The 13,259-nt window shown below is 50.2% G+C and carries 7 protein-coding genes; 2 read left to right on the top strand and 5 right to left on the bottom strand.

All coding sequences use genetic code 11. The annotated features are described in order from the left end of the window. Positions 1–149: 149 nt before the first annotated feature. Both ACCI49_RS02015 and ACCI49_RS02010 read right to left on the bottom strand, forming a co-directional pair. Positions 150–830 (bottom strand): phosphoadenosine phosphosulfate reductase domain-containing protein, encoded by a 681-nt coding sequence (locus ACCI49_RS02015; protein ID WP_371837297.1) that lies wholly within the window; start codon positions 828–830, stop codon positions 150–152. Between the two features lie 139 nt (positions 831–969). Next, on the bottom strand, positions 970–1,413 hold the full coding sequence (locus ACCI49_RS02010) for a GNAT family N-acetyltransferase (protein WP_371837296.1): 444 nt from the start codon (positions 1,411–1,413) through the stop codon (positions 970–972). Between the two features lie 230 nt (positions 1,414–1,643). Here ACCI49_RS02010 and ACCI49_RS02005 point away from each other — a divergent pair, with 230 nt between their 5' ends. Then, positions 1,644–3,833: a TonB-dependent receptor family protein gene (locus tag ACCI49_RS02005; protein ID WP_371837295.1), complete on the top strand. Its 2,190-nt coding sequence runs from the start codon at positions 1,644–1,646 to the stop codon at positions 3,831–3,833. Between the two features lie 80 nt (positions 3,834–3,913). On the opposite strand, the gene ACCI49_RS02000 is transcribed toward ACCI49_RS02005, so the two are convergent. Next, on the bottom strand, positions 3,914–5,101 hold the full coding sequence (locus ACCI49_RS02000) for a class I SAM-dependent rRNA methyltransferase (protein WP_371837294.1): 1,188 nt from the start codon (positions 5,099–5,101) through the stop codon (positions 3,914–3,916). Between the two features lie 330 nt (positions 5,102–5,431). Continuing rightward, positions 5,432–8,413 (bottom strand): S8 family serine peptidase, encoded by a 2,982-nt coding sequence (locus ACCI49_RS01995; protein WP_371837293.1) that lies wholly within the window; start codon positions 8,411–8,413, stop codon positions 5,432–5,434. Between the two features lie 582 nt (positions 8,414–8,995). Here ACCI49_RS01995 and ACCI49_RS01990 point away from each other — a divergent pair. Then, positions 8,996–9,229: a recombinase family protein gene (locus ACCI49_RS01990; protein ID WP_371837292.1), complete on the top strand. Its 234-nt coding sequence runs from the start codon at positions 8,996–8,998 to the stop codon at positions 9,227–9,229. Between the two features lie 1,003 nt (positions 9,230–10,232). Here ACCI49_RS01990 and ACCI49_RS01985 read toward each other — a convergent pair. Continuing rightward, a complete protein-coding gene (locus tag ACCI49_RS01985; RefSeq protein ID WP_371837291.1) occupies positions 10,233–13,214 on the bottom strand; it encodes a S8 family serine peptidase in 2,982 nt (993 codons plus the stop codon). Positions 13,215–13,259 lie beyond the last annotated feature (45 nt).

Here is a 13,259-nt window from a genome sequence, read left to right as displayed (position 1 = left end):
ACTGGGAAAATATCTGAGATAGGAATTACAGGTGTTGCTCGATAAATCAAATACGTGAGATAAAAATCGAGGGTTTCTGAAATCTGAATATTTGATGGTAAAAAATAATCCAGTGGAGGGTGAAACCTCCACCAGAACACACCATGTACCTATTTTTCCAGCATTAAACCACATTCACGATGCTCCTCCCCCTTAGTGGGGTCATAGTAAACATCGTTATCCGGCAGCTCTTTCTCGTAAACGTATTCTTCCACATCGATTTCTCTCAAGTGGAACATGGGGGCCACACGAATAGTGCCGTGGTTGCCAGGGGTAAACACATCTAGGTTTTTTCGGTGCGCATTTTGATCGTGGCGGATACCATTCAACCACACATCGGGTTGAAGCTCCTGCATTGCTCGGTTGAAGGGTTCGAGCTTTACCGTGCGCGAAAAGAAGTCGTGCTCAGGCGTATCTAATTGGGGGATGCCACCATAGACCGCATTGTAGTGGGCCGCAGACATCTTGGGCGAATAGGTCCGCAGATTCAGCTTGAGCGTCTTCACAACATTTTCAATGTGGCGATAGGTTTCCGGGGTATTGTAGCCGTGATCTACCCAAATAACTGGGATGTCAGGTTTGGCCCTGGTAACCAGGTGCAGGAAGGCCACTGCAAGAGGGCGGAAGTTTGTGAAAACCACCGGGTTCTGTGCCTTATCCATGGTGAACTGCATGATCTCGCTGGGTTTAGCTTCCGCGAAATCCCGGTTCAGTGCTGCTAGATTGGCACCATGGTGAAAGAAACGGTTGGGAAAAACCTGCAGGGCGTTAGAGGAAGCGTTGTGTGCCATAAAAAATCAGCGCATAGGAAATTTTGGATGGAAAGCATGCTACCCGGTTAACCTGTCGCGTAGAAACAATAAATAGAAGTGAATCAATAAGCTTCAGTTATAAGTAAAGACAGTCGACTTGAACAGATGAGTATATGGCTTATCCAGGGGACTGCACACAGCACATCTGGATCAGGTGTTGGCCATACTCCGCGTTATAGCTGCGCTCAGTTTCCACAAATCCGTGCTTTTGTAGGAAGTAACGGGTGCGCAGATTCTCCCGCAGTACCTGCGCTAGTAATTGAGACTTACCCTCGCTGGCCGCAGCAATCAAGTTCGAGCCAATACCACAGCCTGAAAATATTGGGCTGACACATAAATAAGCAATCCGGTCCCCGTCAAGGAGTGTAATAAACGCCTCAGCAACAGCGCTGTGACGCCCGGTAAATACAAGGCAACGGTTGGCTTGGCGACAATCCCTGCGAAACTGAGCCGCATGATCAAGCCAGAACTGGCGGGGCAAGGAGGGGTGTGAATTGACCGCTGCGTGTAGCCAAAGTTGTTCAAGCCTGTCTAACTCTCTGAGTTCTGCCTTTCTAATCATGGGCACCCCTGAAGCGGATACATGGGCCCAATGCTAGCCAGGTCAAAGGTTAGATCCTAGAAAACATCCAGTTGTTAGGATGAAAACTAAAAAAACAGCCCTTTCTTCCTCATAAAAGCATCAAAAGGTAAGAAATAATTCTTTCCTACCATATAAATATTTGTAGTAAAATACAATCATTCTCATTAGTGAAAGCAATTACAAAGCTACAAAAATTCAATGGAGGGTTCATGAAGAGGTTTTTCCTGTCGCCTTTGGCCTTTGCCCTGGCGGCCATTACCGCGGTACCGAGTCTGGCTGAACAACGTTTGGAGACTATCACCGTTATCGGCGATCCCGAGTCCATTTCGAATTTGCCGGGTTCCGCGCACCTGGTTGATGCTGATGAGCTGGCTGAATTTGAGTATGTAGATATCAACCGCATGATGCGCTCTGTACCGGGTGTATACATCCTTGAGGAGGATGGCTATGGCCTGCGCCCGAATATTGGTATTCGTGGCGCACAGGGTGGCCGCTCTGCCAAGATCTCACTGATGGAAGATGGTGTATTGGTAGCTCCGGCACCTTACTCGGCACCGGAGGCATACTATTTCCCGAGTGCCGGCCGCATGGATGCCATTGAAGTTCTTAAAGGCCCCGCCGCATTGCAATACGGCCCATTTACTGTTGGTGGTGCGGTAAATATGTTGAGCACACCAATCCCAACTTCCAGCCAGGGCATGGTGCAGCTCGAAGCCGGTGAATATGGCGAGACCCGTCTGCACGCCCACTATGGCACTAGCACAGAAAATACCGGCTGGCTGCTGGAGACCCAGCAACAGTATGCTGACGGCTTCCGCGAAATCGATCGCTCGGACAGCGCGGATATTGCTAAAGAAGATTACCTGCTGAAAGGCCGCCTGCAGTCCGATGCGGATGCGACCTATCGCCAGCAGTTGGATATCAAGCTGCAGTACTCCGAAGAGGAGTCAGGCATGAGTTATCTAGGCCTGACGGATGCCGACTTTAACGATGATCCTAATCGTCGTTATGGCATCAGTGCCCTGGATGAAATGCAGAATCGCCACAGCACCGTCCAGCTGAACCACAGCATCGAGTTGAGTGACAACTTTACCTTGCATACCCAGGCTTATTACAACAAGTTTAAGCGCGACTGGTTTAAGGTCAGCGAGGGTGAATTGATAGATGCTGTTAATACCGGCGGCACTGTTGACGGAGTTATAGATCCCCAAGCGGTGTTGGATGGCACTGAGGACTACACCTTTGGTATCAAGCATAACAACCGCGAGTACGAGGCCGAGGGTCTGCAAATCAGTGCCGATTGGCGCTTTAACACTGGTGCTATTGTCCACGAGCTGACATTCGGCCTGCGTCAACATCAGGATGAAGTCGACAGATATCAACCTGTAGAAATTTACAACCAAATTGATGGCCAACTGGTATTTGATAGTGTTGAACTGCCTAGCGCCAGCAATAACCGTATCGAAGAAGCTGAGGCTACCTCGTTCTTTGTTTACGACGATATCAAGCTGAATGATAAGCTGACTCTCACGGCTGTTCTTCGCTACGAGGATGTGGAAACCGAACAGCAGCGCTATGGCGACGCCGATCGTACTGAGAAGGGCAGCTACCGCTCCAATCAGGTGGATGAATGGCTGCCGGGCCTGGGGCTTGTTTACCAGGCCAGTGAGCAGTGGAGCCTGCTGGCAGGAGTGCACCGTGGCTTTGCACCTCCCGGTGCAGGCGCAGCCGATGGCCAGGGCCCGGAGTTATCCACAAACTATGAATGGGGTGCTCGCTTCGATAACGGTAGCGTAAGTGCCGAGTTAATTGCCTTCTACAGCGATTATGAGAATGCTGTGCAGAACTGTTCGGTAGCTGTGGAATGCCCCAATGGTGCTGACAGTGGTACCTACCAGCTGGGTGAAGCAGAGATCAAAGGCTTGGAAGCATCCTTCGGTGGTGAGTGGGTACTTGCAAACGGCTGGGCGGTGCCAATGCGTGCTACCTACACATACACTGACGGAGAGATTTCTGCAGACCAAGACCGAATCAGTGAAGATGATGAAGACTACCTAAGAGCCGGTGATAACCTGCAGGATCTCCCAGAGAATGTCTTTGCTGTATCTGCAGGCCTGGATAGTGGTGCTGCTTGGCGTATAAATCTGACAGCGGCTTACCAAGACGAAATGTGTGTTGACTATGAATGTAACCGAGATGATAGTTCGGAGCAATTAGATTACACTGAGTCTCTGTGGGTTGTGGATGCCGCTGCGCACTACGACTTTAGCGCGGGCCTGACTGGTTACCTGAAAGTGGATAATCTGTTTGATGAGCAGGTGATTATCAGTCGCAGCCCCGATGGTGCTCGTGCTAACCGGCCGCGTACTGCCACTTTGGGTATGAAGTACACCTTCTGATCTCAGCTTCGGCAAAACCACTGGATAAGGAAAACCCCGGCTAGAACCGGGGTTTTTTATTGGGAGGTGTGAGTATCAGCCTACCAGCGGTTTCCACTCAAGTGCGCAAAATGAGCTTTGAGATAGCTCGTTTCGGGGATTGCTGGGTGTACCGGGTGGTCTGCGCCTTGGCCACCACTGGCGAGGATACGTGCATGTCTTCCCAGCCGATGTGCGGCGCCACGGACACAGTCCAGTAACTCGTCTGATTGCAGGTGCATGGAACAGGAAGCACTTACTAACAGTCCATCTTCGCCAAGCAGCCGCATGGCCAACTCGTTGATATGGCGGTAGGCTGACAGCCCGGCCTTGTGATCCTTACGTCTCTTTATGAAGGCCGGCGGGTCCAACACGATGACATCGAACTTTTCCCCATCAGCAACCATAGCCTTGAGCACGTCCAAGGCCTTGCCATGGACAGTGTTGAGCTTATCCACAAGTCCATTGTGATCCGCGTTGACCCGGCACCAGTCCAGGGCCTGTTGTGAAGCATCCACACAAGTTGTGCTGGTGGCACCGTTGGCCAGGGCCTGAACCCCCCAACCGCCGGCGTAGGAAAATAGATCCAATACCCGCTTACCCTTAACCCAGCGGTTAAGTAGCCGCCGATTTTCGCGATGATCGTAGAACCAGCCAGTTTTTTGTCCCTCATGTATCGGTGCAAGCAGAGGAACGCCATTCTCCTCAAAAGGAGCCATCTCTGGGACATCTCCAAAGACAACTTCCTTGACTTGTGGCATTCCTTCTACGGCGCGCCCCTGGTGATCATTGCGAAGTAATATGCCTTCCGGTTGGACTAACTCAATTAACTTATCCACAACCTGCTGTTGAAAGTGTTCCATTCCCCAGTTGCTCACCTGAACAGCCAGGTAATCACCAAACCTATCCACAACCAAACCGGGCAGGCCATCAGAATCCCCATATATCAATCGGTAGCTTGGGTGTTCAAAGTAGCGTTGGCGCAGGCTTAAAGATGATAGTAGGCGCTCACTTATGTCGATTTCGTCGAAACTGGATTTTCTGCTAACTAGACGCCCACAAATCAACTGACTTGGGTTAACAAAAGCAGTACCGAGAAGTTTCCCCTTGCTGTCGTGCACCTGGCACAGGCTGCCAGGCGCTATTCCCTTGAGAGGAGAGCGCTTGGTATCCACTTCATTACTGTAGATCCACAAGTGGCCACGCTTCAAGCGGCGTTCGGCGCCGCGATTCAATAGTAATTCCAGCAAAGGGAATCTCCCTGGGGTTGTGCAAATAGGTGGGCAATTTTGCTTGGCCTGTCATTCAGGTCAAGTAGTAGTCGTTATAAGGAAGTGTGTAACTAACAGACAGATGGGATAAGTTATCCACAAATTTTGGGATGGCGATATAAAAGAATGTGATGTGTGGAAAAGCTGTCGAAGACAATTGCACAGGGAAAGGTACCAGGAGAGATTGCTACCGCCCTTTGTGGCCATTGGGCGAGCTTGATCGTGAATAAAAAACCGGTCAAGGCACAAGGCCTTGACCGGTGTTCAATTTCATAATTCCCGTTATTTCTCAGCGGGGGAAATTATTCTCTACTGAGTGTCCACCATAATCTCAGTTTCAGCGAATACTTGTTCACCGTTGCCATGGCTGAGGATGCCCAAGGCGCGGGTACCCGGTGCTAGCCCCATCCACTCGAGGTTGACATTGCCATTGGTATTCATCTGCGCCTGAGAGGGAGCGGTCAGCTGGGTATTACTGTTATCGCCATTGAGGTTGAAGTTAAACAGGGTAAATGGCGAGGGACCCTCCGCAGTCACATAATCCACTACGAATACTGCATATTGGCCTGCGACGGGGTTAATCAGATCCACAGACTCGGCCGATGTCGGAGAGCCACTAGTGCCCACTTGTGGGAAATCAGGTCCGGGGCCATAGACTTGCAGGTCTAGATCATCGCTGCCACTGCCATCACCCACGTCGGCATCAAACAGGGCGACACGGGCGAGTTCGGTACCCTCGGGGATATCAAAGAAGATCAGTTGGTTACCACCGTCCTCAACAGTGCCGGGGAAGGGGACTCCTTCTGCTAGGCCTTTAATGTCCACCTCGTAATCACCGTTGTAGCCAAAGTTTACGCCCAGGTCCAGGGTGCCATCGGTGCCTTCAGTGTTAACAAGTTGGGAAGTGGATAAGTGAACCGGCCGCACAGCTATCGGGCTGCGCACGTCCTGGCGCGATCCTACCGATTTCCAAGTTAGGTCGCCAAAGACCCACTCGTTCATGGCCGCCTCTTCGGTGACTGTAAAGGTAATTTCAAACTCCGCACTGTCCCCCTCAGTCAAGCGTAAAACCCTGGGATGAACATTGACCTCGATTCCCTCCGGCGCATTTATAGAGGCCCAGTACCACCTTTGGCCGCGAGCCACACTGGTCACCCGGCGTTTAATGGTTTGGCTACTCACCAAGTCACCAATACCGATGGAGGGCAGGTTCAGATCACTGGAATCAAGAGAGTAGCCCAAGGCAGTTAAATCATTACATGTAGTACTATCGATGATTTGCGGCTGGTTTTCGGCACCACATAAAAACGCTAAGTAGTCATTGAGGCCGGCATCGTACACAAGGCCTGGGTTGAATGCCGCTGAGGGCACAATGGCACCTGCGCCAATATCAAAAGGATCAGCACTTTCCGGCCCAAATGACTTGAGGAGATCGTTGCGTGACGTGCTCATCAGAGCTGACTTAGCCATTGCTGGGGACCAGTCGGGGCGAGCTTGTTTAAGCAGCGCCATAATACCGGCAACGTGAGGGCTGGCCATGGAGGTGCCACTTTTGGCGCCGAACAGGCTGCCATCGCTCAATACCGGTGACGTACCCGCAAGTATACCGACACCCGGCGCCGACACGTCCGGCTTGATAATATCGGGCGCGCCTACATTGTAGCCGCGGGAGGAGAAGCTGGCGATTCTGTCCTCGCGGGAAATCTGCAGTTCAGGGTCCAGAATACCATTGGCGCCTGTACTGCTGGCGAGTAGCTCGCCGTCAGCGTAGCGGATCATTACACCGGGAATAGCGGTATCTGGTGCGGACATAACGATGGGGTCTACACGATCTTCAGCAGTGCCGTCGTTATACACTACGATAGCCACGGCGCCGGCATCTGCAGCATTGTTATATTTGTCGGTAAAGGAACAGCCTCCGCGCCTTACCAGGGCAATCTTGCCCTCCATGGTATCTGGATTACTGAGTACAGAGCAGGCTTCCAGAGGCTCGCTGACTGCGATTGGGGCTGAAAGTAGACCGCTATCTTCTAGCGTTACCGAACCATTGCCTTCGCGCGCATCGTATGTACCAGCGATTGCTTCTGGCGTGTCTACCTGTAAGGCGGTACCAAAGCTCTGGTCATCTTCAGCTGCAGCCACCGCGGTGATCCAGGGAACCCCTGAAGGAGTACCCATAGTGCGTGGACCGGGGCCATTATTGCCGGCGGAAGTTGCGACAAATACACCGGCATCGGCGGCGAATAGGAAGGCGATATCGTCCGCATTGGTAAAGACGGTGCTTGAACCACCGACAGAGAAATTAATTACATCGACACCGTCGGCCACGGCTTCGTCAATGGCTGCCATGGAGTCGGCAGAAGAACAGCCGCTATCATCTGGGTCTGGTGCATCCCAACACACCTTGTATGCAGCAACTCGCGCACGCGGTGCCATGCCGGTGAGGGTTTTCCCGTCCGGGGTTACTACGCCATAGTTACCTGCGGCAGTGGTCGCGGTGTGAGTGCCATGTCCGTCTGCATCGCGTGCGGACAGGAATTCATAATCCGCCAAGGTATTACTGGAGAGGAAAGCGTCAGAGAAGGACTTAGCTTTGATCAGTTTGTTGTTGCAGGTAAACCCCGCGTCATCTGGATTGAACTCGGTATTGCCGAATTCACAGCCCTCACCGATAAACGATGCAGGAACAGGCCCGTAGGCAATGTTTCTACCGCGATTACCCTGCTGCGGAGTAGGAATATCGGCGAGGCTTGGGTGCTCAGGATGGATACCAGAGTCGATGACTCCCACCACCATATCTTCACCAGTGATGCCCCACAGCCAGGGACTGGGAATACGAGTCAAGCCGAGGAAGTCCGCGGTGGAATCTGTGTGCATCTTGAGTAGACGGTCTTCCCAGACCCCTCTCACATCTTTGTGGTTGCGTAATGCTTCGGCTTCCTTCTCACTCATTACTGCGGCGAAACCGTTAAAGGCAGCCTCATACTCATGGACTTTGCGTGCGCTGGGAACCGCGGAGAGTACTTGCTGACGGCGGGACTTTAGGAAGTTGGCATAGTGACGGTAGCTACTACTGCGTGGATCGAGTTTGCGTCGTACACTGGGTTTAGTCGCGGAGAGCCCAGGAATGGTGCCACTGTAGGAGGAGAGCGGTTCTCCATCTAGCTGGACAATAAAGAGCTTTTTGTGTTTTTCCAGACTGGGGGTGAGCGTATCTCTGGGACTTTCAGCAAAGCTGCTAGCTGAAACCAGCACTCCCGCGAGAATAGAGGAAATTATTTTTTTTTTCATTGAGATATCCCATTTTTATTTTTTGTGGCAGGTGGGCTTTAGCATGAAGGAGGACTCTCCGCTGCACAAAAAAATAATAGAACTAAGAGATCAGCGGTACCAAAAAGTGATGCCTTCAAGCTGGGTCCATCCATCGTGTAGCGGAAATCAGCTTAACGAAGCTGAACAGGCCCATCCTCCTATATGCTTTTAAAGGAATATGTGGTGTAACTCAATGAACTGCCATTGAATTTAATACTTCGCATTAATTTAAATACAAAAGAATGAGAAAGAAAGGCAGTTAAATTATTTAAGACTAATAAACGAAATTAGATCTGGCTCTTTGTGGAGCCCGGGGAGTTAGCCCAATCGCAGCTTAAGTAATCCTGAAATAGCTGACTGTCCGCGTCTTTGTAGTTATTCGAAAAAATTATAATATAGAGTATGTTTCATTTGTGACATCTCCGAGTATGGAGTATGGAGTATGGAGTATGGAGTATGGAGTATGGGGACATGAGCAGTTACATATTTTAAATTACAGCCTCATGTCCTGCGTTTCCCCAACATCCGCGTGTCACTAAAATTTTGGGAGTGGTTGGAATTATGACCATTGTTGTAGCCCATCCATATATCCGCTATAGCAGCGGCATTCGGGCAAGAGGCGATTCTGTGCGTCGTCAAATAGATAAAACCAGAGAGTTTGCAGAAACTCATGGATTAGATTTTGATGATGACTTAGGGCTTCATTACCTTGGTGTAAGTGTATTTAGGGGAAACAATCTTGAAAGTGAGCAGCAGAGGCGTTTTATAAGTCTTGTCAAAAAACGGAATAGTTGAAAAGGGAGCTTACTTCTTAGTAGTGAATTTTGATCGATTCTCATGCCTAGAGGTAAGGATAACGTTGAGCCCATTTCTTCAGTTGGTCAATTATGGAATCAACATGGCAGTAATCGATAATAATAAAATTCACAATGATCAAGATAACTTTAATGTAGATTTATACAACAGATATTACGTATGAAGACACACAAATTTAATTCTGCCTATATGTCCATTTAAAAATTTCATAGAATGAAGTTTTTTTATGCCTAGATTACTAGGTGCCTATATTGCTAATAGATTAATACGATGAAGACCGAAAAGGATTTCAATATTTCTGATATAAGAAATATTGAACTTGATTTATGTAGAAATGGTAATGCATCACAGCCCAAATTTACCCATAAGGATGGGAATATACGACCTCTTAATTCGAAATTAGTTAAAGATGTTCATACAGGAATCATTTACTACTGGGGCAGAAGGAAAGAATACACTGCACTCGAGACGCGCTGTGAATACATCCCTGTAAGCTCGTAATCGGCATCCATGCCTCATATGATCCCGAGCGCAGTGTATTCTTTCCTTCCCCCTTTTTAATATTTTGAGCCATCTCATGCTGGAGTATCCGCCAATGAAGTTATTGATGGTGGTAAAAATAGATGGAAAATTACGAAAAATAGTGTAATTCCATCGGGGGTGACGATAGCTGTGGATAAGATAAATGAAGGGCATTTTCACATAATCGCAACCAGACGTATGAAACAAAGTGAATATATTCAGAAAATTGAACAGATGTTCGAAAAGGCTACGAAAGTAATCAATGTGGCAGCTGAATTAGAGTTAAACAAGAAAAAGTTAGAATTTAATCAGGACCTGATAGCTAATAGGAGATCCAAACGGTGAGTAAAGATAGTGTGGAAATATACTGGGCTGAATGTAAAAAAACCGGTCGAGGCATTAAGCCTCGACCGGTTTCTAATAACTGAATTCCCTCATTAATTAATGGGGGAATTAATCTCTACTGGGTGTTTACCATAATCTCGGTTTCAGCGAATACCTCTTGACCGTTGCCATGGCTGAGAATTCCCAGGGCACGGGTGCCGGGGGCAAGATCCATCCATTCTAGTTTGATATTGTCGTTGCTACCCACTTGCGCCTGGGAAGGCGCTGTCAGTTGAGTATTGCCGTTGTCACCGTTCAGGTTGAAATTAAACAGGGTAAATGGTGTAGGGCCCACTGCAGAGGCATAGTCCACTACATGCACCGCATACTGGCCTGGGGTGGGATTAAGCATGGTGACAGACTCGGCGGAAGTCGGAGATGTACTGTCGCCCACTTCTGGGCCGTTAGGGCCGGGACCATAGACGGTTATATCAAGATCATCGCTGCCACTACCGTCACCAACATCGGCATCAAAAAGGGCAATACGGGCCATTTCAGTACCTTCGGGGATATCGAAATAGATCACTTGATTAGCCTGATCTTCGATACTGCCGGTCACTGCCACACCTTCAGCCAGGCCGTTGATGCTGGCTTGGAAGTTGCCGCTATAGCCAAACAATACCCCCAGGTCCAGGACACCATCAATACCTTCTACATTTACTAACGCGGAAGTAGACAAGGGGGTGGGTCGCACTGCGATTGGACTGCGTACATCCTGGCGGGCACCTACGGATTTCCAAGTTAAGTCACCGAAGACCCACTTGTTTATAGTGGCAGTGTCAGTAGTACTGAAGGTAACCTCAAATTCCGCACTTTCCCCTTCTTTAAGATGCAGGACTTTCGGGTGGACACTCACTTCAATGCCTTCTGGAGCATTTACCGTGGCCCAGTACCATCTTTTACCAGGAGCTACACTGGTGACTCGACGTTTGATTGTCTGGGTGCCTACTAACTCACTAATACCGATGGAGGGCAGATTTAGGTCGCTGGAGTCCAGAGAGTAACCCATGGAAACCAACTCCTCACAGGTTGCGGGTTCGAGAATCTGTCGTTGATACTCGGCGCCACACAGGAATGCCAAGTAGTCATTTAAGCCGGCATCATAGACCAAACCTGGGCGGAAGGCGGCGGAGGGCACAATAGCACCGGCCCCCATATCGAATGGGTCTGCAGCTTCAGGACCGAAAGATTTCTGCAGGTCGCTGCGTGCGGTGGTCATTAGTGCGGACTTCGCCATTGCTGGAGACCAGTCTGGGCGAGCCTGCTTGAGCAGAGCCATAATACCGGCCACATGAGGGCTGGCCATGGAGGTGCCGTTTAGGGATTCAAACAGGCTGCCGCCGCTTAACACCGGCGAAGTACCTGCGAGGATACCGACCCCCGGTGCTGCGACATCCGGTTTAATAATATCTGGTGCACCAACGTTATGGCCGCGGGAGGAGAATTCGGCAATTCGATCCTCACGGGATACCTGCAGCTCTGGATCAAGAATTCCGCTAACACCAGAGGTAGCGGCAATAAGCTCTCCGTCTTTGTAGCGGATCATTACACCTGGGATAGTGGTATCCGGAGCAGACATCGGGAGTGGATCCATGCGGCCATCGTCAGCCCCATCGTTGTACACTACGATAGCCACGGCACCCGCATCAGCGACATTGTTGTATTTACTTGTGAAGGAGCAGCTGCCGCGTTTTACCAGAGCAATCTTGCCTTCCATTGCTTCGGGATTGCCCAGCGCGGAACAGGCTTCCAACGGCTCGCTTACAACGATAGGCCCTGATAAAAGGCCGCTATCCTCGAGGGAGACAGGTCCACCACCTTCCATCAATTCATAGGTACCAGCAATAGCCTTGGGTGCATCGACTTGGAGTACAGTTGCGAAGCTTTGGTCGTCCTCAGATGCCGCTACTGCAGTGATCCAGGGAACGCCGGAGGGCGTACCCATGGTACGTGGGCCGGGACCATCATTGCCTGCGGAAGTCGCAACAAATACGCCTGCATCGGCGGCGAAGAGGAAGGACATATCTCGAGCACCGGTAAATACGGTGCTATCACCGCCCACCGAGAAGTTGATTACGTCCACTCCATCGGCTACAGCTTCGTCAATGGCCGCCATAGAATCAGATGAATAACAGCCGCTGTCATCTGGATCTGGTGCATCCCAGCAAACTTTATATGCAGCAATTCGCGCTCTGGGTGCCATACCGGTAAGGGTCTGGCCATCCGGGGTTACCACGCCATAGTTTCCGCCGGCGGTAGTGGCAGTGTGAGTGCCGTGTCCGTCTGCATCCCGCGCGGACATAAACTCGTAGTCTGCCAAAGTATTGTATTCGAGGAAGGACGCATTGAAGGCCTTGGCCTTGATCAATTTATTATTACAGGTAAAGACGGCATCATCGGGGTTGAACTCGGTATTACCAAAGTCACAGCCCCCGCCGATAAAGGATTCGGGAACCGGTCCGTAGGGAATATCAATTCCGCGATTGCCCCGGCGAGGAGTTGGGGTATCGGCAAGGCTCGGGTGCTCGGGGTGAATGCCTGAGTCAATTACGCCAATAACAATATCCTCACCGGTAACACCCCAGAGCCAGGGGCTGGGAATCTGGGTCAGTCCGAGAAAGTCCGCGGTGGAATCCGTGTGCATCTTGAGCAGCTGGTCTTCCCAAACACCTTTTACATCTTTATGAGCGCGTAGCGTCTCAGCTTCTTTTTCACTCATTACCGCAGCGAATCCATTAAAGGCTGCTTCGTACTCATGTACTTTACGAGCACTGGGAACAGCAGAGAGCACACGTTGGCGACGGGTTTTCAAAAAGTTGGCATAGTGGCGGTAGCTGCTGCTACGAGGATCCAGCTTTCGCTGCAAAGCCGGCTTGGTGGCAGAGAGGCCTGGGATAGTACCGCGATAAGCAGAGAGCGGTTCTCCATCCAATTGAACAATGAACACTTTTTTACGCTTTTCCAGATTCGGAAAGTGTGTACTGTTAGGTGTGTCTGCAAAGCTGCTAGCTGAGGCCAGCATCCCCGCCAAAAGCGAGGAAATAATTTTTTTCTTCATTGTAAATTCCCATTATTTTTTTACGGGCAGGACTAAGTGTGAATA

Origin of the sequence: Microbulbifer epialgicus (assembly GCF_041447265.1) — a bacterium.
GTDB lineage: Bacteria > Pseudomonadota > Gammaproteobacteria > Pseudomonadales > Cellvibrionaceae > Microbulbifer > Microbulbifer epialgicus.
This window is presented reverse-complemented; position numbering and strand designations above follow the sequence as displayed.

Bases quoted from the DNA above. Each gene is read 5' to 3' on its own strand.
- ACCI49_RS01995 (WP_371837293.1), bottom strand. From the start codon at position 8,413: ATGAAAAAAAAAATAATTTCCTCTATTCTCGCGGGAGTGCTGGTTTCA.
- ACCI49_RS02015 (WP_371837297.1), bottom strand. From the start codon at position 830: ATGGCACACAACGCTTCCTCTAACGCCCTGCAGGTTTTTCCCAACCGT.
- ACCI49_RS01985 (WP_371837291.1), bottom strand. From the start codon at position 13,214: ATGAAGAAAAAAATTATTTCCTCGCTTTTGGCGGGGATGCTGGCCTCA.
- ACCI49_RS02005 (WP_371837295.1), top strand. From the start codon at position 1,644: ATGAAGAGGTTTTTCCTGTCGCCTTTGGCCTTTGCCCTGGCGGCCATT.
- ACCI49_RS01990 (WP_371837292.1), top strand. From the start codon at position 8,996: ATGACCATTGTTGTAGCCCATCCATATATCCGCTATAGCAGCGGCATT.
- ACCI49_RS02010 (WP_371837296.1), bottom strand. From the start codon at position 1,413: ATGATTAGAAAGGCAGAACTCAGAGAGTTAGACAGGCTTGAACAACTT.